Genomic DNA, 21,553 nt, shown 5'->3' with positions numbered 1-21,553 from the left:
CCCCTGCAGGACTGTCACATCGATCCCCACGCGCGGCATGGGAGATCGCAACAAGCTCTGATCAGACCTTGGTGGCAGGCCCTTTGTTGCGCTCCAGCAGCGCCTTCACCGTAACGTCGTTGATCTTGCCGCTGGGCTCCTGGCCGATCGACTTCTGGAAGTTCTTGATCGCCGCGACGGTCTTCGCGCCCATCTCGCCGTCCGGCTGGCCGGCGTCGAAGCCGTTGTTGTTGAGGATCGCCTGGATGTTGCGGATCGCCTTCTTCATGTCGACGGTCGAGGTCTTGGTGGCATTGCCGACCCATTCATCGGGGACGTCCACGCCATTCGCCTTGCTATCGAGCGGTGCAGCCTTCCAGAGATCGGCCTTCGCGCGCGCCGTCTGCAACTGATCCGGCTTCATGGCGTTGGCGACCTCGTCACGCTTCTGTGACGCGTCCTTGTCACCGCCCTTGGCGGCAATCGCGAACCACCTGTAGGACTCGGTCAGATCCTGCGCGACGCCATTGCCGCGGGCGCAAAGGATCGCCAGATTGAACTGGCTGTCGGTGATGCCGAGATTGGCCGCCTTGACGAACCAGTCTGCAGCCGCCTTGTAGTCCTGCTGGCCAAGCGCGCCGGAGGCGTAGAGCACGGCGAGATTGTGCATCGCGCTGGCGTTGCCCTGGTTTGCAGCCTGCTCGTAATACTGCTTCGCTTTGGCGATATCGCGATCGATACCCGTGCCCTTCTCGTAAATGTTGCCGAGACGGTATTCGGCCGGCGCGAAGCCCTTATCCGCAGCGAGCTGATACCAGCTTACCGCCTCCTTTGGATCGACGGTGATGCCGGCGCGGCCTTCGCTATAGCGCGCGCCGATCTCAAAGAGCGCCAACGCATCGCCGCTCTTGGCGGCATCGGCGAGCGACTTCGGCTGCACGACATCGGGAATGGCAATACCTGCTGTTTCCGTGGCCGGGGCGGCGGGCGCAGTGGCCATGGCGGCGGTCACCGGAGCCGTATCCTTTGCGACGAAGCCGGATGCGTCCTGCGGGGTGCCGGATGGCGCGAGCGGGGCGGCCGCATCGCCATTCAGTGGTGCGGTTGCCGTCAAGTGGTCGGGCGCTGCCGGCGCGGGTATCGGATCGGCGCTTGCAAGCGGCGCGATCGGGGCTTTTGCGGCCGGGACTTCCGGAGCGGTCGCTTCGGCCTGATCTGGCGCCGTTTCGCTGTCGGGCGGCAGGGCATTGCTGGACGAATCCGTCAGTACAGCAACTTCGGCGGACGGCGCCGGTTGGCCGCTTGTCAGCGTGCGGGCAAGCGGGAACGCCATGATCGCCAGCAGCACGGCACCGACGGCAAGCAGGATCGGACGGCGGAAGCGCGAGAAAGCACTACCCTTCACCGCATCCTTGTCCTTTGCCTTCTTCTCGGCCTTGACGGGCTGCGGCTTTGCGCTCGGTTCGGTTTCCAGCGCCGCGGCTTGTGCGGCGCGGCGGGCAGCAGCAATGTAGTCGGCGCGCTCGTTTTCGGTCGCCGGCTTGACGTTCGTCCGCACAGCGTTCTGGCTGGCACGCACACGCTCCAGGATCTTCTTGATGTCCGGCGCACCCGAGCCCGGCTCAAGCGGCTCATTGGCGGCTTCTGGCGGCATCACGTCGACGGGATCGATGGAAGGAGCAGGATCAATAAGCGTGCGTTCAGCGGCAGCGGTCTCCACCTTTGCCTTCTTGCTCGGCAGTAGACGCTTGCCGAGGCCGGCAAGCAGGCTGCCCTTCGAGGGACCTGCAGAAGATGCCGGCTTAGTCGCCGCCTCGATCGCGATCGCACTGGTGTCGGTCGCGGCCATGACTGGCACGGCGGGCGCCTCTTCGGCGACCTCGAGCTGACGGCTCGCCGGGGCGCGGGTTCCAAACACCGCCGGCTTCTGCGCGTCGTCGGCGCCGGCCTGCATCATCGCATAGGTATCGACTGCGAATTCGACACCGGCGGCCGGCATCCTCGGCGCCGGCCTTGCGACAGCGCGGTCTTCCATAGTGTCTAACCGCTCGGCGATCTGGACCAGCGTTTCGTGCAGGGCCTGAAAGGTCCTGTGCGTGCGCTCGTCGCTGCTGCGGCTGAGGTCCTCGAGCTGGCGCAAGTCTTCGGCAAGCGCATTGAGCGCCGACATATCAGCCGCAGCCGGCGCACCGCCCTGCAGAGCGCCGCTTCTCGCATAGGCCTCCACCACCGCTTCGGCCGCCTGGCGGGCAGCCTCGATGATATATTCGTCGCTGGTCGCCATGTAGTCTTCGATCGCGCCCATGCGGCGGTCGAACTCCGCCGGCAGCTCGGCCGCGGGCCGCGGTTCGCTCATCAGCGCCGACAGGTTTGCGATCTGGTCTTCGAGGTTCTTCAGCGCATATGGATCGGCCGCCGATGCCGCGGTGCTTTCCTCCAGGCGCGCGACGATATCGCCGAGCCGACTTTCGATGCGGCGGAAAGCGCTATCGTCCACGGGAGCGGCGACGGGCTGAAGCGGCTGGAAATCCATCTCGTCGATGCGGCGCGCCAGATAGTCAAGGCGCTGCGCGAGGGCGTCGTTGACCGAGCCGACCTCGAGCGCGTCGATCTTGCGCGAGATGTCGGCAAGCGCGCCCGTCAACTCCGGCTGCGGCGCAGCCTTGTGGCTCCGCTCGAGCAGAAAGGACAGGTGCTCCAGGCGCTCGTCGAGGCGCGAGGTGGCCTCGGCATTCGCGAGTTCCTCGACGCGCAGCGTCAGGGTTTCAAGCCGGTCCGCCAGGCCATCGGCCGGCGCCGCGCGGCTCGCGACGCTGTGGCCCATCATATCGATCTGTTCGCCCAGGGCGTTGAGGCGGCCTTCGAGGCGATGCATCATGGCCGGATCGCCGCTGGCGGCGGTGCGACCGGTTGCCGCGATGGCGCGGCTGATTTCGTCGAGGCGGCTATCCATCGCCGCAAACTGCTCGGCCATCGCTCGGTCGTGCGGCTGGATCATGCTGCCGAACTGCTCCATCGCCGTCGCGATGGAGATAAGCTTGTCTTCCAGCGCCCGCACGGCCGGGCTTTCGCCCATGCCGCCGATATGGCGCTTGATGTCGTCGAGCCGGTAGGCAAACGCCACGAGCTCTTCCTGCAGGCCGGCCGTGTCGAGTGCATGCAGCTGGTGCTCGAAACCGTCCCAGCGGGTCTCCATGTGACGAATTGAATCTTCGCGTGCGAGCCCGTCCATCAGCGAGCGCAGCTCTTCGAACTCGCCGCGCAACCCTTGCACCTCAGGCACATTGGAGTGACCGGCAAGCTGATCGATGCTACTCGCAAGGCGGCTCATGTCGGCGCGGATGTCATCGGCGAAGCGGCGGTCCTCCGCCCCGACCTTGATGCTGCGGATCTCTTCGCGCAGCGCGTTCATTTCGCGCGTCACGCCCTCAGAGATGTCGCGCTTCAGGTCCTGGCGAAGATTGACGAGCGCCTGCGCGATCTCGGTCATGGTGTCTTCAGCAACGCGGTAGGCCGGTTGTGGCGCGGCCGGCTGCGCAGCGGCGGAACGCGGCGCGTGTTCGCCAACCGGGAGCGGCGCACGCGAAGAGGCTGGCTGCTCGCGCGTGTAGGATGCGGGCTCGCGCAGCGGCGGGCGTTCGCGGCTCGCCTCCAGAATGCGCTGGCGCTGGCGAATTTCAGCGAAGGGATCCGGCCGCGCTTCGGCGCCATGAGGTGCGCGGGCGGCATAAGGATCAGCGTAGCTCTCGCGCTCCGGCGCCGGGGGGCGCTGGCGCTGGTCGCGGGCACCAGTGCCGATCAGCCCCTCGATCCTCGCCTCCAGACCTTCGATGGTGCGGTTCAGCGCATCGAGCGACGCCCTGTCGGAATGCCGTGGGGAATTTGATCGCGATCCGTTCATCTTCTTGCTCGCTTCGTCTGTCCGAACCCTCGTCAGGGCCGATCATTGGCTTTTCCGTCAGCGCCGCATTGGGATGCGGACGAGAGCACCGTTCATGAAGGGATAATCAACTAGACTTTCCGCAACCTGTACGGCGTAGCGGCATCCCATGAAACGCGAGACTGAAAAAAGGAATGCAAGTCGCCAATGCTCAGTCGGTACCTTTCGCGAAACGTGGTAAACAACCCGTTAACCGGTGTGAGATTTTTTTAACTTTTCAGGATTTTCAGCCGGTTTCCGTGCTGAAACCGGCCGACACCGCTCCGCGTGCAACCGCAGGCGGCAACTGCATGTTAGGCCAATATCAGAACGATTCCGTCCACGGCCGCACCTCGATTTCCTGCGACCAGGCGCTCCTGTGCTGCAACAGCACATCGATGTAGCTCTGCGCAATGGCATCGGGATCGAGCGTCGAATCCGGCTTGGCCGGCTCTTCCCGACGCGTCTTCGAGCGGATGGCGCCGTCGATGATGACGTGAGCGACGTGAATTCCCTTCGGCCCCAGCTCGCGGGCAGCGCTCTGGGCAAGGCCGCGAAGCGCGAACTTGCCCATGGCAAAGGCGGCGGACTGAGCATATCCCTTGATGCTCGCCGTCGCCCCGGTAAACAGGATCGCGCCACGCCCATGCGGAATCATGCGCTTTGCGGCCTGCTGGCTGACCAGGAAGCCGCCATAGGCGCTAATTGCAATTGCCTGTTCGACAGCCCCGGGGTCGAGCTCGGTCAAAGGACCGCGCAGGCGGCCACTGGCGTTATAGACGACGACCTCAGGATCACCGATGACACTCGCGACGTCGTCAAAGAGCGCAGCGACGGAAGCCGGCTGCGCGGCATCCGCGGCAAAGGTCCTTGCACCGGTTTCGCCGGCGAGTTCGCTCAGCTTGTCGACGTTGCGCGCCGCCAGCGCGACCTTGACGCCACGCGCTATCAGCTGGCGTGCAAGCGACGCGCTGAGGCCAGGGCCTGCACCGACGATAAGAGCCGAGCTGTAAGGAAACTGGGTCATGCCTGTCGTCCTCCGGATCGATGTCGCCGAAACCTAAGCCGCAGAATACGCCTCAAGTTTGCCTGCCGATACTACACCCGCCGCGCCTTGATAGTGTTCATCACGAAGCTGGTCTCGATCGTATCGACGCATTTCAGCCGGGCAATCTTTTCCTTGATGAAACGCTCATAGTCCTCGAGGCCAGAACTCATCACCTTCAGCACATAGTCGCGCGACCCGGTCACCAGATGGCATTCGATCACCTCGTCCCATCCGCGAACAGCGCTCTCGAACATCTCAATCTCGTCCTCATGCTGGCGGCTGAGCCGAATGGATGCCAGCGCCGTCATCGTCCAGCCGTCGACGGCTGGATCGACGAGCGTCGTGTATCCCTGGATAATCTCCGCATCCTCCAGTCGGCGCAGGCGACGAAGACAGGCAGAGGCGGAAAGCCCGACGCGTTCGGCGAGCTCGTTGTTCGCAAGCCGGGCATCGCCTATCAATTCCTTGAGGATTTTCCGATCCATATCGTCAGCAATTTTCTGCGTCATAATTCCACATTCTCCGCAATAAGTTGCTTTAGAGAGCATAGGCGCGCAGCAAATAGCAAGAACAGTCCTCGTGTTCTGATATAATTTGCGGGCATCACGCGCACCTCTTGAGGAGACGACAATGACCGCACCGCACCCCTCCAAGACGCATATCGGCAACCATGCCCTGCATCCCGAAACGCAGATGCTGAACTATGGCTACGACCCGGAACTGTCGGAAGGGGCGGTGAAGCCGCCGGTGTTCCTGACATCAACATTCGTCTTCAAATCCGCCGAGGACGGTCGGGATTTCTTCGACTACGTGTCCGGCCGAAAGGAACCACCCGCCGGTAAGGGTGCGGGGCTCGTCTATTCCCGGTTCAATCATCCCAACAGCGAAATCGTCGAAGACCGGCTTGCCGTCTATGAACGTACTGAAAGCTCAGCCCTCTTCTCATCCGGCATGTCGGCAATCGCCACGACGCTGCTGGCCTTCGTGCGCCCGGGCGACGCGATCCTGCATTCCCAGCCGCTGTACGGCGGAACGGAGACACTGCTGGCAAAGACGTTCCTCAATCTCGGCGTTGCGGCTGTCGGCTTCGCCGATGGCGTCAGCGAAGCGTCGGTCCAGGCTGCCGCCGAAGAAGCCATGGCCAAGGGCCGGGTGTCGGTGATCCTTGTCGAGACGCCTGCCAATCCGACAAACAGCCTCGTCGACGTCGCGATGATCCGTCGCGTCGCCGATATGATCGGTAGGAAACAGGGACACACGCCCATTATCGCCTGCGACAACACGCTGCTCGGCCCGGTCTTTCAGCGGCCAATCGAACACGGCGCTGACATCTCGCTTTACTCGCTGACCAAATATGTGGGCGGCCATTCCGATCTGATCGCAGGCGCGGCCCTCGGCTCGAAGGCCGTCATGAAGCAGGTCAAGGCGCTGCGCGGTGCCATCGGCACGCAGCTTGACCCGCACTCCTGCTGGATGCTTGGCCGTTCGCTGGAAACGCTGCAGATCCGCATGGAGCGGGCCAACAACAACGCCCGCGTCGTCGCCGACTTCCTGCGCGAGCATCCCAAGGTCGCGGGGATTCACTACCTGCCCTATCACGACGCCAATTCGCCAGTCGGGCGCACCTTCGCGGCGCAGTGCAGCGGTGCGGGATCGACCTTCTCGTTCGATATCGTCGGCGGCCAACCGGCGTCCTTCAAATTCCTGAATGCCTTGCAGATCTTCAAGCTGGCGGTCAGCCTGGGCGGCACGGAATCGCTCGCCAGCCATCCCGCAACGATGACGCACTCCGGCGTGCCGGCCGACGTCCGCCAGCGGATCGGCGTGCTGGAATCGACCATCCGCCTGTCAATCGGCATCGAGCATCCGGACGATCTCGTCGCCGATCTGCAACAGGCGCTGGACGCGGCGTGAATTTGGCTCAGGCGGCCGCCGTTTCCCTCACATCGTCGAGCAGGAAATGCACGACGATATATTTCGTCGTGTAGTGGCGGCCACTCTCGGAAACATTGTCGACGCTGCCGCCGTCGGCGGGGTGCCAGCGATGGTAGTGCGGACTGGTGGTGATCAGCGTGATCGCCTTGCCCGCCATCCTGCCGTCGAGCCGGTAGCGCATTTCCGCCAGCGGCCAGATGCGCTCGTAGTCTTCCATCGGAATGCAGACCTTCAGGGCCTTGCGGCTGACCGCTTCGCTGCGCGTGCCGTCCTCATGCTCCACCGCCGGCAGTTCCAGCGTGACTTCCTCGGCTCCGTCGAGAATGGAATTGAACTCTTCCGGCCACATCCGTCTCATAAATTCGCTCCTCCCAGGCTCTTTTCGTCAGTCTGCATATGAAGTCTAGCGCGTCTTCGTTCGGACGCAACCCAGATGCGACAACTGTACGACATCAGCGGCCCGGCCGGTGGCCGCCCTGACCCTTCGAGGCTTCGGCGGAGCACCCCGGGATGGGGACGGAGCGGTGCAGCGCAATAGAGGAAATCGCCGCCCTCATCCTGAGGTGCCTCGAGGGACGAGGGCGGGTGATTGCAAGGATGACGGAGCGACGGCTGCGCATTGCTTTTCAGCCCGCGACCCGCATCTCACCGATACGCTTGCTCGAGCTTCGCGATATCGAGTTTGACCATGTCGAGCATGACTTCGGTGACGCGCTTGGCGCGCTCGCGGTCCGGACCGGAAATCATCTCGATCAGCACCCGCGGAACGATCTGCCAGGAGAGGCCCCAGCGATCCTTCAGCCAGCCGCACTGCTCTTCCACCCCGCCGTTATCGAGGAACGCGTTCCATATCCTGTCGATCTCCGCCTGCGTTTCGCATTCGACCGAGATCGAGAAGGCGTGGTTGAAGGCATCGAGTGGTCCCGCCTGCATTGCCACGAAATCCTGATCTGCGAGCTTGAAGTCGATGATCTTGACGCTGCCCGGGGGGCCGCTCGGCGTTTCGGCCGGAAGGATGGTTATGCCCCCCATGGACGAATTTGGAATCGTCGCCACATAGAATTCGACGGCTTCCTGCACTTCCTTCTCGAACCACAGATTCGAACTGACCTTGAGCATGGATGTCCTCCTCGTTGCTGCTCTGACGAAATGTTCGACAGCCCCAGGACGTTCCCGACCGGCCATTCCCGACACTGCAGTCACACGATCATCATCACAAATTCGAGGACCGATGAAATTTGACGTTTACGCAAACGTCAATATTTTGTAAGAGACTCTCAAATGCCGGTCTGGTCCGGCGTGCCGAATTGGAGGAATTCGAACGATGCCAGTCTACAAGGCCCCGGTTAACGACACGCTCTTCGTGCTGAACGACGTGCTCGGCCTGGAACGCTACAACAATCTCCCGGGGTTTGCCGATGCGACGCCTGACATGGTCGAAGCGATCCTCGGCGAGGCAGCGAAGGTTGCAGAGGAAGTGCTCTTCCCGCTGAACCACTCCGGTGACCAAGAAGGCTGCGTGCGCCACGAGGACGGCTCGGTTTCCGTTCCAAAGGGCTTCAAGGACGGCTATGACGCCTATTGCCAGGGCGGCTGGACCGGGCTTGCCGTTCCCGAGGAATTTGGCGGCCAGGGCCTTCCATATGCACTGCATGCTGCCGTCGGCGAATATACCTCTGCCGCCAACATGTCGCTGATGATGTATCCAGGGCTAACCCAGGGTGCAATCGCCGCGATCCTTGTCCATGGCTCGGACGAGCAGAAGCAGACCTATCTGCCGAAGATGGTTTCTGGCGAATGGTCCGGCACCATGAACCTGACCGAGCCCCATTGCGGCACCGATCTCGGCCTCTTGCGCACCAAGGCCGTGCCGCAGGCCGATGGCAGCTATAAGCTATCGGGCCAGAAGATCTTCATCTCCGCCGGCGAGCACGGTATGACGGACAATATCGTGCATCTGGTACTTGCGCGCATCGAAGGCGCGCCCGAGGGCACCAAGGGCATTTCGCTATTCATCGTGCCGAAGTTCATGGTCACGGCCGATGGCACGCCCGGCGAGCGCAACGCTGTCTCCTGCGGTGCGATCGAGCACAAGATGGGCATTCACGGCAACGCCACCTGCGTCATGAACTATGACGAGGCGACCGGCTTCCTCATCGGCGCCGAGAACAAGGGCCTTAGCGCCATGTTCGTGATGATGAACGAGGCGCGTCTCAGCGTCGGCCTGCAGGGACTGGCAATCTCTGAAATTGCCTATCAGAACGCGGTCAACTATGCCCGCGAGCGAATCCAGGGGCGCTCGCTCTCCGGCCCGAAGGCGCCGGACAAGAAAGCCGACCCGATCATCGTGCATCCCGACATTCGTCGCTCGCTGATGACGATCCGCGCCTTCAACGAGGCGGGCCGCGCCTTCCTGCTCTGGACGGCGCTGAAATCCGACATCGCCCACCGCTCGGCGGACGAGAAGGACCGCCAGACGGCCGATGACATTCTCGGCCTCGTCACCCCGATCCTAAAGGGGGTTCTGACCGACAAGGGCTTCGACCACGCCGTCATGGCCCAGCAGGTCTTCGGCGGCCACGGCTATATCGAAGAGCATGGCATGAGCCAGTATGTGCGCGATGCCCGCATCGCCATGATCTACGAAGGCGCCAATGGCATTCAGGCGCTCGATCTCGTCGGCCGCAAGCTCGGCCAGAACGGCGGTCGCGCCGTCATGGCCCTCTTCAAGGAAATCGGTGATTTCTGCGAGGAGAACCGCAACGACGAGCAGATGACCTTCTTCACCAAGAACCTGAAGAAGGGGTTGAACGACGTGCAGGCGGCGACCATGTGGTTCATGCCGCACGCCATGGCCAAGCCCGACAATGCCGGCGCCGGTTCGACCGACTACATGCACCTCTTCGGCATCGTGGTGCTCGGCTACATGTGGGCGAAGATGGCGAAGGCCGCCGAGGATGGCCTTGCGAACGGCGACAGCCCGCGCGAAAGCTACCTTCGCAACAAGCTCGTCACAGCCCGCTTCTTCATGGAGCGTATCATGCCGGAAACGGCCCTGCGTAAGGCCCGCATCGAGACCGGCGCAGAGACGATGATGACCTTGGCCGCCGAGGCCTTTTGAGTTCAACGGCGCCCGACGCCGATAGGGAGATAGAGGAATGACCGAGGTTTTCATTTACGACCACGTGCGCACCCCGCGCGGCCGTGGCAAGAAGGACGGTTCGCTGCACGAGGTACCGTCGGTGCGGCTTGCCGCCAAGACGCTCGAGGCGATCCGCGACCGCAATGGACTCGATACGTCTGAGGTAGACGACATCATCATGGGCTGCGTCGATCCTGTCATGGAAGCCGGCGCGGTCATCCCGCGCGGCGCTGCCTTCGAGGCCGGCTATTCCACCAAGGCGCCGGGCATGCAGATCTCGCGCTTCTGCGCATCCGGCCTCGATGCTGTGAATTTCGGCGCCGCCAAGATCGCGCAAGGCGCCGACGACATCGTCATTGCCGGCGGCGTCGAAAGCATGTCGCGCGTCGGCCTCGGCATGTCGGGCGGCGCCTGGTTCATGGATCCGTCGGTGAACTTCCCGGCCTATTTCATGCCGCAGGGCGTCTCGGCCGATCTCATCGCCACCAAGTACGGTTTTTCGCGCGACGACGTCGATGCCTATGCGGTCGAGAGCCAGAAGCGCGCGGCCAACGCCTGGGATAAGGGCTATTTCAAGAATTCCGTCATCCCGGTCAAGGACCAGAACGGCCTGATGATCCTTGATCATGACGAGCACATGCGCCCAGGCACGGACATGCAGGCGCTGGCAAGCCTCAACCCGTCCTTCCAGATGCCGGGCGAAATGGGCGGCTTCGAGGCCGTCGCGATCCAGGCTCATCCGGAGGTCGAGCGCCTCACCTACGTCCACCACGCCGGCAATTCTTCCGGCATCGTCGACGGCGCGGCCGCCGTGCTCCTTGGCTCGAAGGCGGGCGGCGAGAGCATGGGGCTGAAGCCCCGCTGTCGCATCAAGGCCTTCGCCAATATCGGCTCCGACCCGGCGCTGATGCTGACCGGCCCTGTCGACGTCACCGAGAAGCTCCTGAAACGATCAAGCATGACACTTGCCGACATCGATCTCTTCGAACTCAATGAAGCCTTCGCCGCCGTCGTGCTGCGCTACATGCAGGCCTTCGACATCGCGCATGACAAGATCAACGTCAACGGCGGCGCCATCGCGATGGGCCATCCGCTCGGCGCCACCGGCGCGATGATCCTCGGCACGGTGCTGGACGAACTGGAGCGGCGCGACCTCAACACCGCGCTCGTCACCCTCTGCATCGGCGCCGGCATGGGCACGGCGACCATCATCGAACGCGTCTAAGGGGCTGCCGAGCGGAGAGCACCCAATGAGCCAGAACGAGACAGAACGCCATTTCGAGCTTCGAAATCTGGATAAGGACATGGAAAAAGCTTCGGCCGAGGCATCCCATGTCAATCCGAAGGAGCACGCACGGCGACTGCGGGGCGAAAACCGCTTCCTGCTGCTGTTCCTCGTCCTGGTCCTTGGCGTGAGCTGCTATCTGCTCGGCGTCTTCTGAAAGCCTGGGAAATTTAGGGATGAGGAAATCCCCAATGAGCACCTACACCAATTTCACCGTCGAAACCGACGCGGACGGCATCGCCCTTGTCACCTGGGACATGCCCGGCAAATCCACGAACGTCTTCACCGAGGCGGTGATGGACGAGCTTAACGCCATCGTCGACGCCGTGGTCGCCGATGGCGCCGTCAAGGGCGCGGTCATCACCTCGGGCAAGTCGAGCTTCTCAGGTGGCGCGGACCTCTCGATGATCAAGTCGATGTTCTCCCTCTACCAGCAGGAGAAGGCCGCCAACCCCGATGGCGCCGCGCAAAAACTCTTCGATCTCGTCGGCCGCATGACCGGCCTCTTCCGCAAGATCGAAACATCGGGGAAGCCGTGGGTTTCGGCGATCAACGGCACCTGCATGGGCGGCGCTTTCGAGATGTCGCTCGCCTGCCATGGCCGCATCGCCTCGAATGCCAAGTCAGTGAAGATCGCGCTGCCCGAGGTCAAGGTCGGCATCTTCCCGGGTGCGGGCGGCACGCAGCGCGTTTCTCGACTGGCGGATGCGCAGTCGGCCCTGCAGATGATGACGACAGGCCAGTCGCTGACGGCCGCCCGCGCCAGGGCGATGAACCTCGTCCATCAAGTGGTCGAGCCGGATCAACTGATCCCCGCCGCCAAGCAGATGATCAAGGACGGCCTGAAGCCCGTCGCACCCTGGGACGAGAAGGGCTTCAAGGCTCCGGGCGGCGGCATCTGGACGCCAGCGGCGGCCCAGCTCTGGCCCGCTGCTCCCGCCATCCTGCGCCGCGAGACGTCAGGCAACTATCCGGCGGCGCTCGCCATCCTCAAATGCGTCTACGAGGGCCTGCAGGTGCCCTTCGATACGGGTCTGAAGATCGAACAGCGCTATTTCACCGAGATACTGCAGACCAACGAAGCTTTTTCGATGATCCGCTCGCTCTTCATCTCCATGCAGGAGCTCGCCAAAGGGGCCCGCCGCCCCACTGGCGTTGCAAAGACGGAGTTGAAGAAGGTGGGTGTCGTCGGCGCCGGTTTCATGGGAGCCTCGATCGCCTATGTGACCGCCGCCGCCGGCATCCCCGTCACCCTGATCGACCGCGACATCGAAGCGGCGACAAAGGGCAAAAGCGTCGGCGAAGGCCTCGTGAAAGACTCAATCGGTAAGGGACGTCTTACGCAAGACGAGGGCGCGGCACTGCTTTCCCGCATCACGCCCTCCGCCGACTATGCCGACCTGAAGGACGCTGATCTCGTCATCGAAGCCGTGTTCGAGGACCGCGAGGTCAAGAAGGCCGTCATCGAGGCCGTTGAAGCGGTATTGCCTGATGGCGCCATCTTCGCCTCCAACACCTCGACCCTACCGATCACGGGCCTTGCCAAAAACTCCAAACGACCGGCTGATTTCATCGGCGTGCATTTCTTCTCGCCGGTCGAGAAGATGATGCTGACGGAAGTCATTCTCGGCAAGGAGACCGGCGACAAGGCGCTGGCCGTCGCGCTCGACTACGTTGCCGCCATCAAGAAAACGCCTGTGGTCGTCAACGACACGCGCGGCTTCTTCGTCAACCGCTGCGTCTTCCGCTATATCCACGAAGCCTATGACATGCTGATCGAGGGCGTGCCGCCCGTCATGATCGAGAATGCCGCCAAGATGGCCGGCATGCCGGTCGGTCCGCTGTCCTTGAACGACGAGGTGGCGATCGACCTCTCGCAGAAGATCCTGAAAGCCACCGTCGCCGATCTCGGCGAAGCCGCCGTCGATGCGAAGCACATGGCGCTGATCAATAAAATGGTTGACGAGTTCGATCGCCGTGGCCGCAAGAACGGCAAGGGCTTCTACGACTATCCGGCAAAACCGGCCAAGAAGTCGCTTTGGCCGGAGCTGAAGACCTTCTACCCGCAGAAGAAGGCCGAAGAGGTCGATGTCGAGGTGCTGAAGCAGCGCTTCCTCGTCACCATCGCGCTGGAAGCCGCCCGCACCATTGAGGAAGGCATCGTCACCGATCCGCGCGAAGCAGACGTCGGCTCCATCCTCGGCTTCGGCTTCGCCCCCTACACCGGCGGGGTGCTCTCCTATATCGACGGCATGGGCGTGAAGGCCTTCGTGGCGCTCTGTGATAGACTCTCGGCAGCCTATGGGGCGCACTTCAAGCCGACGGCACTGCTGAAGGACATGGCCGCCCAGGGCGAGACCTTCTACGGGCGCTTCGACCCGTACGCGAAGGAGAAGGAGGCGGCGTGAGCCGCCTCTGGGTATCACGCGGTTGCGTGGCCAGACCGTGTTGCGGCCTCGTGGAGGTGCTACCTATCGATGGAGGCCGCGATCCTCTCGGCCTCAATTCCGATTTCCCGGAGAAGGCCGGTCGGCACGGCAGTGAAGCCGCAAAAGTAGAGGCCGTCATTTGCCGGTTGAATCTGCCCGCGGAGGGGACCGTCGGCGCCGCCAAATCGCTGCGCGAAATCGGGCAGAAGCGCATCAAGCCCCGGCCGGTAGCCGGTCGCCAGAATGATTGCGTCGAATATATCGGATCGGCCGTCGGAGAAATGCACCCGCCGATCCTCGGATGTCGAGATTGCGGGGAACACCCGGATATCCCCTGACCGGATCCGCTCGATCGTTCCGATATTGATCAGAGGCGTACGGCCCCTTTCGATGATGCCGGTCAGCGGGCCATTTCTCGCTCGTTCCAGTCCGAACTTCCCGAGGTCCCCGAACCGCAGGCGCAGGATCGGAGCGTTCGCCGCATCGACCAGGCGATAGGGAAGGAACCGCTGGGCTATGGCAATGCTGGCGCTCGTCAGTCCGAAAAGTTCGAGCGGCACGACACTGACCGGGCCGCGCACGGACATGGCGACATCAAGGCCGGCCTCAGCGCATTCGAGCGCGATCTCGCCTGCCGAATTGCCGAAGCCGACGACAAGGACGCGCTTAGCCGCAAGCGCCGCGGCATTCCTGAACTCCGAGGAGTGGAGAAGCTTGCCCGCAAACAGCTCCTGTCCTTCCCAGGTCGGCCTTATCGGCGCGTTTGCGAGGCCGGTCGCGACAATGACGTTGCTCGCCTCGAAAACTCCGTAGGAGGTCTCCACGGTCCACGTCTTGTCCTTGCGGATCGTCGTCGCGCGCACACCAAATCTGACCTCGATGTCGTTCGAAGAGCTATAGACTTCGAGATACTCGATCACCTGCAGCCGCGACGGATACTTCGGAAAATGCCGCGGCATCGGCTTTCCCGGCAGGGCCGAGTGCATCTTGTGGGTATGCAGCCGAAGGCGGTCATAGTGGCGATGCCAGGAGGCGGCGAGCGTATGCCCTTTCTCAAGCACCAGGAACGAGCGTCCGCGCGCCCGCAGCGCCGCTGCGCAGGCCAATCCTGCCGGTCCCGCGCCGATGATGATCGTCTCTGCATCCGTCATGGAGGCCTCTTGCTGATCCGAAGTACGATATGCAGCGGCCGTTCCGAAGGATATGGCCGCGCAAGACGAGGCGTTCTAGGGCCGCGCCGCGCTTGTGCGAAGGACAAGGAAGCGATGCTGCCGTTAAAACCCACTGCCCACCCGCGATTACCTCGCCACGAGCTTCCGCCAAACGCTCGCAACGAACCGACGACACTACTCGGCATTCTGTGGCGGAGGGAACTCCATTTCCGTCGAGTATATCCGCCCGAGGCCGATACAGGTGAACAGTGTTCCAGCCTTTGACGACGGGCAGGCAGTTTGCGACCTTCCCATTGCAGCCGCCGAATTGCACGTCGAGAACCGTCGGCAGCCTTTGCGGCGGTGATGTTGTTGAGCGTGTACGCGTTGCGCTTGTTTTTCTGGAAGTGGCCCTTTGCATTTTAGACGCTGATGGACCAGAAGCCATCCACCAGCACGTCCTTGACGGTGAGCTCGTAGACTGTCTTGCCGTCGTTCTTTTCGGGTGTCACATTGAGATAGGTTGCATCCTTTTCAGGGTTTCCTCCCCATCCCGTCGCCGTACCGATCAGATGACGCGCCGGATCGACGGCTTCCTTGTGCCGAAGGCGCCTTTGAAGTCCGGAATTGTAGCGCCCAAGATCAGAAGGGCATCGCGGACAGCCTTCTGGCTTTTCTGATCCCATTTCGGCATTTCGAACTTGCCGGCGCCGGGACGGCGGCCGACGACACGGAGGAGTTCGGGGATCTGGAACGACGCCTTGCGGAGGCGGCACGGCGCCAGCCGGAACTCAGGTCACGGCTCAGCGCCTTTCCTGGCCGGTACGGCCTGCCGGCCGCACCGAAATGCTGATGGTGAACGAAGTCCGGGCTCCGGCGAACCCTAGCGCCCGGGAGAGGCGCTCGCGGAGGCCAGCCACGGCATTCGTCGTGATGTCGTCAGCTCCGCAGACCGGGGGCTTCCTGGCCGGTGCGGGCGACATATTCCGTATAGCCGCCGCCATATTGGTGGATACCGTCGGGCGTCAGTTCCAGCACGCGGTTGGACAAAGCGGCAAGGAAATGCCGGTCGTGGGAGACGAACAGCATGGTGCCCTCGTATTGCGACAGCGCCTTGATCAGCATCTCCTTGGTATCGAGATCCAGATGGTTCGTCGGCTCGTCCAGCACCAGCAGGTTCGGCGGATCGAAGAGCATCTTGGCCATCACGAGCCGGGCTTTTTCGCCGCCGGAAAGAACGCGGCATTTCTTCTCGACATCGTCACCGGAAAAACCGAAGCATCCTGCGAGCGCCCTGAGCGGCGCCTGGCCTGCCTGGGGGAAGGAGTCCTCCAGCCATTCCAGCACAGTTCGATCTCCGTCGAGCAGATCCATAGCGTGTTGGGCGAAGTAGCCCAACTTGACGCTGGCACCGAGGGCGACGCTGCCCTGATCCGGTTCGGTGGAACCCGCCACCAGTTTCAGCAGGGTCGACTTGCCGGCGCCATTGATGCCCATGATGCACCAACGCTCCTTGCGGCGGACCATGAAGTCCAGGCCTTCATAGATGGCCCGGCTGCCGTACTTCTTGTGGACGTTCTTCAGGTTGATCACGTCTTCGCCCGACCGTGGTGCGGGCAGGAAGTCGAAGGCGACGGTCTGGCGTCGCTTCGGCGGCTCGACCCGATCGATTTTCTCCAGCTTCTTGACGCGGCTTTGCACCTGCGAAGCGTGCGAGGCGCGTGCCTTGAAGCGCTCGATGAACTTGATTTCCTTGGCAAGCATTGCCTGCTGGCGCTCGAACTGCGCCTGCTGCTGCTTCTCGTTCTGCGCCCGCTGCTGCTCATAGAACCCGTAATCGCCGGAATAGCTATTCAACGAGCCGCCGTCGATCTCGATGATCTTGCTGACGATGCGGTTCATGAACTCGCGGTCGTGTGAGGTCATCAGCAGCGCGCCGTCGTAGGTCTTCAGGAATTCTTCCAGCCAGATCAGGCTCTCGAGGTCCAGGTGGTTGCTCGGTTCGTCGAGCAGCATGACGTCCGGGCGCATCAGGAGGATGCGGGCAAGCGCCACGCGCATTTTCCACCCGCCCGAAAGCGCTCCGACGTCGCCGTCCATCATCTCCTGGGTGAAGCTGAGACCGGCCAGCACTTCGCGCGCACGGCCCTCGAGTGCGTAGCCGTCCAGTTCCTCGTAGCGCGCCTGGACTTCGCCGTAGCGCTCGATGATCCGGTCCATCTCGTCGAGCTTGTCGGGATCGATCATCTCCGCTTCGAGCTCGCGCAGCTCGGCCGCAACGACGCTGACCGGGCCGGCGCCTTCCATGACCTCAGCCACCGCGCTGCGGCCCTCCATCTCGCCGACGTCCTGATTGAAGTAGCCGATGGTCACGCCCTTCTCGGCGGAGACCTGGCCTTCGTCGGCCTGCTCCTGCCCGGTGATCATGCGGAAGAGCGTCGTCTTGCCTGCGCCGTTCGGGCCGACAAGGCCAATCTTCTCGCCTCTGTTAAGCGCCGCGGAAGCCTCGATGAAGAGGATCCGGTGGCTGTTCTGCTTGCTGATATTCTCGATACGAATCATGTTTGCGTGGAGTCCGAAAGAGTTGCGGCGCCCCTCCGTCATGCGTACCGGGGCCTTTTGCGGCTCTCGCTAGCATGTTCAGAACGTCATGGCCAATCCCGGGCGATGCAAAGAATTCGATGCATCCGGAAAGCGCCCGGACAACGGTGCATGAAGGGTACTCAATCGACGGGGCGGAACATCAACAGGCGTGAGAACTTTTCCACAATGTCCTTCAGCCACTTGATAAGCAGATCAGCGATCATTTATGCGTTAGCAGCGCGCCGGCAGGCGTTTCGCATATGTCAGGGATTGTCACGTCATGGAAATTTTCACTTCTGCCGGCTTGCTGGCGCTTCTGCAGGTCATCCTCATCGACCTCGTGCTTGCTGGCGACAACGCCGTTGTCATCGGTCTTGCCGCGGCGGGGCTGCCGACCGACCAACGCAAGAAGGCGATCCTCGTCGGCATTCTCGCCGCCACCGTACTGCGGATCGCGCTTGCCAGCGTCACCGTCCAGCTTCTCGAGATCATCGGCCTGCTGCTGGCCGGCGGCATCCTCCTGCTCTGGGTCTGCTGGAAGATGTGGCGCGATCTGCGCAACGGCAGCGGCAATGAAGCGGAAGGAGCCGAAGGCGGCGCGGCGCCAAAGAAGACCTTCTACCAGGCGGCCAGCCAGATCGTGATCGCCGACGTGTCGATGTCGCTCGACAACGTGCTTGCCGTTGCCGGCGCGGCCCGTGAGCATCCGACGATCCTCGTCATCGGCCTGATCCTGTCGATCGCGATGATGGGTATCGCGGCGAACTTCATCGCGCGCCTGCTCAACCGCTACCACTGGATCGCTTACCTCGGTCTGGCCATCATCATCTACGTGGCGCTGAGCATGATCTATCGCGGGGCGCTTGAGGTCTGGCCGCATTTGGCCCCGGTCGCCGCCGCCGCTTTGGGCTGATCCGGCATGGCGTTCGAACGGTCCTCAAGGGCCGTTCACGAGCTGCAGGATGAGGCGGCGGATATTGCCGCCCTCGCTCATCTCGGCCTTGTCGAAATCGCGGCCGCGCTGTCGCTGCCGCGCGGAGAGTTCGCCGAGCCGCTTCGTCAGCTCGATCCGGATCTTCCTGCAGTCGGGATCATCGTCGGCAGACAGCCCGACGCTCGTCGCCTCGATATCCCTGACCATTTCCTTGATGTGGTCGCCATGCACCCGCTCATGCGTTTCGATGCCGGCAATGAAGGTGGCCCAGCTTGCCTGAGTGACCGCGGAAAGCTCTACCGCAGGCTTCGGCAGCGTATAGGTGATGATCAGCTTTGGCCGCGCCACAGCCAGGACGCAGGCGTTTCCTCGGCGCTCGTATTTTCTGGTCCAGGTCAGTTTGAACGTCGTATGCGCCACCGCGCGACTGCCGCCAAGCTCGGGACCTTTCTCGCCGATTGAATCGTAGAGTGCTGCGCCTGAACTGCCAGTCACCGCATAGGTCCGCACCTGTTCAACCGGCTGCCATTCCGCCTTTGCGGCAATCGGCTGCAAGACCCAAGCAACCAATAACCAACGAACCAATCCTGCCTTCACGCGAATCCCCCATCATGCAGTGTCGACCCTAGTCGGCAGGTGCGTCGCGTTCAACCGCGACGGATCGAGCACAACGATGGATCCTGCGGGCTCGTCCTCTAAAGGTCTGTCATAAAACCCAAAAAAAGCCTGATTATTCGAGAGTGATCACGCTATCGAGCGGATCGCATGTCGCTTATCGAAATCCTCTGGCAACGATTTCACCGTAGGATGCGCCATTCGAACAGGATGTAAGAACGCCTGCCTGTGGGGGCAGTTCATAGATCGGGGTCTGCTGTGACAATCTATCTGCCTATCGCAGAATTGTCGGTGAACATCTTCATCATTCTCGGCATGGGGGCGGCCGTCGGCTTTCTCTCCGGAATGTTCGGTGTCGGCGGCGGCTTCCTGATCACACCGCTCCTGATCTTCTACAACATCCCGCCGGTCGTGGCCGTCGCCACCGGCGCCAACCAGGTTGTTGCCTCCTCTATCTCTGGTGCCATCACTCACTTCCGACGTGGAACGCTCGATGTGAAGCTCGGAACCGTGCTGCTCGTCGGCGGCCTTTCCGGCGCGACCCTCGGCATATGGATCTTCTCGCTGCTGAGGCAGATCGGCCAGCTCGATCTCATCATCTCGCTGCTCTACGTCGTCTTCCTCGGCACGGTCGGTGGGCTTATGCTGCTCGAAAGCGTCAATGCCATGCGCCGCGCGGCAAAGAACGTGCCGCCAACACCACGACGACCCGGCCATCACCATTGGGTGCACAAGCTGCCGCTGAAAATGCGGTTCAAGAAATCGAAGATCTTTCTGAGCGTGATCCCGGTCATCGCGCTCGGCTTCGGCATCGGCATCCTGACATCGATCATGGGCGTCGGCGGCGGCTTCATCATGGTGCCGGCGATGATCTATCTCCTGCGCATCCCGACCAACGTGGTTGTCGGCACGTCTCTGTTCCAGATCATTTTCGTGACCGCCTACACGACTGTCGTGCAGGCTGCGACCAACTTCTCGGTCGATATCGTGCTCGCCTTTATCCTGATGATCGCCGGTGTGATCGGCGCACAATATGGCGTGCGCGTCGGACAAAAGCTGCGCGGCGAGCAGCTGCGTGCGCTGCTCGGGCTTCTGGTGCTCGCCGTCGGCCTTCGCCTTGCCGTTGCGCTGGTCGTAACGCCAGCGGATGTCTACTCCGTGGTCATGGGGGCGAATTGATGCGCCGCTTCCTCGCTGCTCTGCTATTTTGCGCCATGATGCTTCATGGTGTCGCGACCGCGCAAATGCTGCTCCCGGGCCAGGCGAGCCAAACGACGGCCGAAGGACTTGAGATCGGCACGTCCACCAGCGAGATCGCCATCACCTCGGATTTTCGCGGCGCAGACCTGACGATTTTCGGGGCCGTGACCAACACCGACAGCCTGCTGCTGGCGATTGGCCAGTATGATGTGGTGGTCGTTCTTGAGGGGCCGCGCGAAGACGCAACCGTGCGCCGGAAGGAGCGTGTGTTCGGCATCTGGATCAATACGCGCTCGATGACCTTCGAGGCGGTGCCGCACTCCTATTCCATGTCGAGTTCGCGCATGCTGGATGACATCACCACGCCGCTCGACCTTACGGACAGGGGAATCGGGATCGATCACATTCCGCTGACGCCGGTCGGCTTCGTCGGCGATGCCAGCAATCTCGGCGAGTTCCGGCAGGCCTTTCGCCGGCTGCAGGAGAACGGCGGCCTCTATGATCGCGACCCGAGCGGCGTGCGTTTCGTAAGCTCCAGCCTTTTCAAGGCAAGCCTGCGGTTGCCGGCAAACATTCCGAACGGCGTGCACACCGTGCGTGCCTATCTCTTCAAGAGCGGCAGCTTCGTCACCGAGAAGTCCGTTCCGCTGCGCGTCATCAAGACAGGGATCGAGCAGATGATTACGGACGCGGCGCACGCCCAACCGATCGCCTATGGCTTGCTCTCCGTCTTCCTCGCGCTCGTCACGGGCTGGGGCGCCAGCGTGGTGTTCCGCAAGGATTGATCAGGCCGATTTCCGGCGACGACATCGAGATAGGCTTCGGTCAGGCGTGCGAGCACGGACGGCGTTCCAGCAGGCAGCTTCTTGCCGCAATGCTTGGCGCGCAACTCGTCCATGAATTCCTCCCAGAGTTCCGCACCTCCGGTCTCCAGATGTTCGGCCCGAATGGAGAGCTCCTCGGAAACCGGAAGATGCCTGCGTCCCCAGGCACCCATATGCGCAAAGATCGGCACCAGCTGGATCGCCATTTCCGTCAGACTGTAGATTGCCTTCTGCTTGTGCGTCGGATCGGCCTCACGCGTCAGCAGGCCTCTGTCGACCAGGCGACGCAGGCGGTCGGCCAGGATGTTCGACGCAATCCGCTCTTCGGAATGCTGCAGCAATTCGCGGAAGTGGCGCCGATTGCCGAACATGATGTCGCGAATGACTAGCAGGCTCCAGCGATCGCCGAGCACTTCTAGCGTCAGATTGATCGGGCAGCCGGAGCGGTGAGCATCGTCCATAGGTTCCTCCAAATAAACTGCTTGCACTTTGCCACCAGTCAACCTAAC

General features: G+C 62.5%; 17 protein-coding genes and 1 pseudogene. 8 read left to right on the top strand and 10 right to left on the bottom strand.

Annotation, left to right across the window (positions count from 1 at the left end):
* Positions 1-61 precede the first annotated feature (61 nt).
* From LPU83_RS41795 to LPU83_RS41785, 3 genes are all read right to left on the bottom strand, one after another.
* Complete coding sequence (locus LPU83_RS41795; protein ID WP_024313095.1) at positions 62-3,880, bottom strand: peptidoglycan-binding protein; 3,819 nt, start codon at positions 3,878-3,880, stop codon at positions 62-64.
* Between the two features lie 343 nt (positions 3,881-4,223).
* Positions 4,224-4,925: an SDR family NAD(P)-dependent oxidoreductase gene (locus LPU83_RS41790; protein ID WP_024313096.1), complete on the bottom strand. Its 702-nt coding sequence runs from the start codon at positions 4,923-4,925 to the stop codon at positions 4,224-4,226.
* A 71-nt stretch (positions 4,926-4,996) separates the two neighbouring features.
* Complete coding sequence (locus LPU83_RS41785; protein ID WP_024313097.1) at positions 4,997-5,455, bottom strand: Lrp/AsnC family transcriptional regulator; 459 nt, start codon at positions 5,453-5,455, stop codon at positions 4,997-4,999.
* Between the two features lie 121 nt (positions 5,456-5,576).
* Between LPU83_RS41785 and LPU83_RS41780 the strand changes: the two genes are divergently transcribed.
* Positions 5,577-6,860: a cystathionine gamma-synthase family protein gene (locus LPU83_RS41780; RefSeq protein ID WP_024313098.1), complete on the top strand. Its 1,284-nt coding sequence runs from the start codon at positions 5,577-5,579 to the stop codon at positions 6,858-6,860.
* 7 nt (positions 6,861-6,867) lie between these two features.
* Here the strand turns inward: LPU83_RS41780 and LPU83_RS41775 are convergent, their stop codons facing one another.
* Together LPU83_RS41775 and LPU83_RS41770 are read right to left on the bottom strand one after the other, a co-directional pair.
* Positions 6,868-7,239, bottom strand: a complete 372-nt coding sequence (locus LPU83_RS41775) for a hypothetical protein (protein WP_024313099.1) — start codon at positions 7,237-7,239, stop codon at positions 6,868-6,870.
* A 287-nt stretch (positions 7,240-7,526) separates the two neighbouring features.
* Positions 7,527-8,000, bottom strand: a complete 474-nt coding sequence (locus tag LPU83_RS41770) for a VOC family protein (RefSeq protein ID WP_024313100.1) — start codon at positions 7,998-8,000, stop codon at positions 7,527-7,529.
* A gap of 205 nt (positions 8,001-8,205) precedes the next feature.
* On the opposite strand from LPU83_RS41770, the gene LPU83_RS41765 reads away from it, so the two are divergent.
* Genes LPU83_RS41765 through LPU83_RS41750 form a run of 4 tightly spaced genes read left to right on the top strand, consistent with a single transcriptional unit; the run spans position 8,206 to position 13,716 of the window.
* Positions 8,206-10,002 carry an acyl-CoA dehydrogenase C-terminal domain-containing protein gene (locus LPU83_RS41765; protein WP_024313101.1) on the top strand — a complete coding sequence of 599 codons (1,797 nt, stop codon included), beginning with the start codon at positions 8,206-8,208 and terminating at the stop codon, positions 10,000-10,002.
* Positions 10,003-10,039: 37 nt separating this feature from the next.
* On the top strand, positions 10,040-11,248 hold the full coding sequence (locus tag LPU83_RS41760; protein WP_024313102.1) for an acetyl-CoA C-acetyltransferase: 1,209 nt from the start codon (positions 10,040-10,042) through the stop codon (positions 11,246-11,248).
* Positions 11,249-11,273: 25 nt separating this feature from the next.
* Complete coding sequence (locus tag LPU83_RS41755; protein WP_024313103.1) at positions 11,274-11,465, top strand: hypothetical protein; 192 nt, start codon at positions 11,274-11,276, stop codon at positions 11,463-11,465.
* 34 nt (positions 11,466-11,499) lie between these two features.
* Positions 11,500-13,716: a 3-hydroxyacyl-CoA dehydrogenase NAD-binding domain-containing protein gene (locus LPU83_RS41750; protein ID WP_024313104.1), complete on the top strand. Its 2,217-nt coding sequence runs from the start codon at positions 11,500-11,502 to the stop codon at positions 13,714-13,716.
* A 59-nt stretch (positions 13,717-13,775) separates the two neighbouring features.
* Here the strand turns inward: LPU83_RS41750 and LPU83_RS41745 are convergent, their stop codons facing one another.
* The 3 genes and pseudogenes from LPU83_RS41745 to LPU83_RS41735 all read right to left on the bottom strand — a co-directional run bounded on the left by LPU83_RS41745 (position 13,776) and on the right by LPU83_RS41735 (position 17,450).
* A complete protein-coding gene (locus LPU83_RS41745; protein WP_024313105.1) occupies positions 13,776-14,888 on the bottom strand; it encodes a flavin-containing monooxygenase in 1,113 nt (370 codons plus the stop codon).
* Positions 14,889-15,083: 195 nt separating this feature from the next.
* Positions 15,084-15,597 (bottom strand): annotated as a pseudogene (locus LPU83_RS74015) (DUF1214 domain-containing protein); the annotation flags it as partial.
* A gap of 230 nt (positions 15,598-15,827) precedes the next feature.
* Positions 15,828-17,450, bottom strand: a complete 1,623-nt coding sequence (locus LPU83_RS41735) for an ABC-F family ATP-binding cassette domain-containing protein (RefSeq protein WP_024313107.1) — start codon at positions 17,448-17,450, stop codon at positions 15,828-15,830.
* A 301-nt stretch (positions 17,451-17,751) separates the two neighbouring features.
* On the opposite strand from LPU83_RS41735, the gene LPU83_RS41730 reads away from it, so the two are divergent.
* Positions 17,752-18,384, top strand: a complete 633-nt coding sequence (locus tag LPU83_RS41730; protein WP_024313108.1) for a TerC family protein — start codon at positions 17,752-17,754, stop codon at positions 18,382-18,384.
* Positions 18,385-18,408: 24 nt separating this feature from the next.
* On the opposite strand, the gene LPU83_RS41725 is transcribed toward LPU83_RS41730, so the two are convergent.
* Entirely contained in the window at positions 18,409-19,002 is a 594-nt protein-coding gene (locus tag LPU83_RS41725; protein ID WP_024313109.1) for a DUF922 domain-containing Zn-dependent protease, read from the bottom strand.
* Between the two features lie 276 nt (positions 19,003-19,278).
* Here LPU83_RS41725 and LPU83_RS41720 point away from each other — a divergent pair, with 276 nt between their 5' ends.
* Both LPU83_RS41720 and LPU83_RS41715 read left to right on the top strand, forming a co-directional pair.
* A complete protein-coding gene (locus LPU83_RS41720; RefSeq protein ID WP_024313110.1) occupies positions 19,279-20,199 on the top strand; it encodes a sulfite exporter TauE/SafE family protein in 921 nt (306 codons plus the stop codon).
* Positions 20,199-21,005, top strand: a complete 807-nt coding sequence (locus LPU83_RS41715; protein ID WP_024313111.1) for a TIGR02186 family protein — start codon at positions 20,199-20,201, stop codon at positions 21,003-21,005. The genes LPU83_RS41720 and LPU83_RS41715 overlap by 1 nt, the downstream gene beginning before the upstream one ends.
* On the opposite strand, the gene LPU83_RS41710 is transcribed toward LPU83_RS41715, so the two are convergent.
* Complete coding sequence (locus LPU83_RS41710) at positions 20,933-21,505, bottom strand: winged helix-turn-helix transcriptional regulator (RefSeq protein WP_024313112.1); 573 nt, start codon at positions 21,503-21,505, stop codon at positions 20,933-20,935. The two genes, LPU83_RS41715 and LPU83_RS41710, sit on opposite strands and share 73 nt — an antisense overlap.
* Between the last annotated feature and the right edge of the window lie 48 nt (positions 21,506-21,553).

Source organism: Rhizobium favelukesii, assembly GCF_000577275.2.
Taxonomy (GTDB): domain Bacteria; phylum Pseudomonadota; class Alphaproteobacteria; order Rhizobiales; family Rhizobiaceae; genus Rhizobium; species Rhizobium favelukesii.
This window is presented reverse-complemented; position numbering and strand designations above follow the sequence as displayed.

Coding starts and splice junctions, on each gene's coding strand:
- LPU83_RS41795 (WP_024313095.1), bottom strand. CDS start 3,880: ATGAACGGATCGCGATCAAATTCCCCACGGCATTCCGACAGGGCGTCG.
- LPU83_RS41790 (WP_024313096.1), bottom strand. CDS start 4,925: ATGACCCAGTTTCCTTACAGCTCGGCTCTTATCGTCGGTGCAGGCCCT.
- LPU83_RS41785 (WP_024313097.1), bottom strand. CDS start 5,455: ATGACGCAGAAAATTGCTGACGATATGGATCGGAAAATCCTCAAGGAA.
- LPU83_RS41780 (WP_024313098.1), top strand. CDS start 5,577: ATGACCGCACCGCACCCCTCCAAGACGCATATCGGCAACCATGCCCTG.
- LPU83_RS41775 (WP_024313099.1), bottom strand. CDS start 7,239: ATGAGACGGATGTGGCCGGAAGAGTTCAATTCCATTCTCGACGGAGCC.
- LPU83_RS41770 (WP_024313100.1), bottom strand. CDS start 8,000: ATGCTCAAGGTCAGTTCGAATCTGTGGTTCGAGAAGGAAGTGCAGGAA.
- LPU83_RS41765 (WP_024313101.1), top strand. CDS start 8,206: ATGCCAGTCTACAAGGCCCCGGTTAACGACACGCTCTTCGTGCTGAAC.
- LPU83_RS41760 (WP_024313102.1), top strand. CDS start 10,040: ATGACCGAGGTTTTCATTTACGACCACGTGCGCACCCCGCGCGGCCGT.
- LPU83_RS41755 (WP_024313103.1), top strand. CDS start 11,274: ATGAGCCAGAACGAGACAGAACGCCATTTCGAGCTTCGAAATCTGGAT.
- LPU83_RS41750 (WP_024313104.1), top strand. CDS start 11,500: ATGAGCACCTACACCAATTTCACCGTCGAAACCGACGCGGACGGCATC.
- LPU83_RS41745 (WP_024313105.1), bottom strand. CDS start 14,888: ATGACGGATGCAGAGACGATCATCATCGGCGCGGGACCGGCAGGATTG.
- LPU83_RS41735 (WP_024313107.1), bottom strand. CDS start 17,450: ATGATTCGTATCGAGAATATCAGCAAGCAGAACAGCCACCGGATCCTC.
- LPU83_RS41730 (WP_024313108.1), top strand. CDS start 17,752: ATGGAAATTTTCACTTCTGCCGGCTTGCTGGCGCTTCTGCAGGTCATC.
- LPU83_RS41715 (WP_024313111.1), top strand. CDS start 20,199: ATGCGCCGCTTCCTCGCTGCTCTGCTATTTTGCGCCATGATGCTTCAT.
- LPU83_RS41710 (WP_024313112.1), bottom strand. CDS start 21,505: ATGGACGATGCTCACCGCTCCGGCTGCCCGATCAATCTGACGCTAGAA.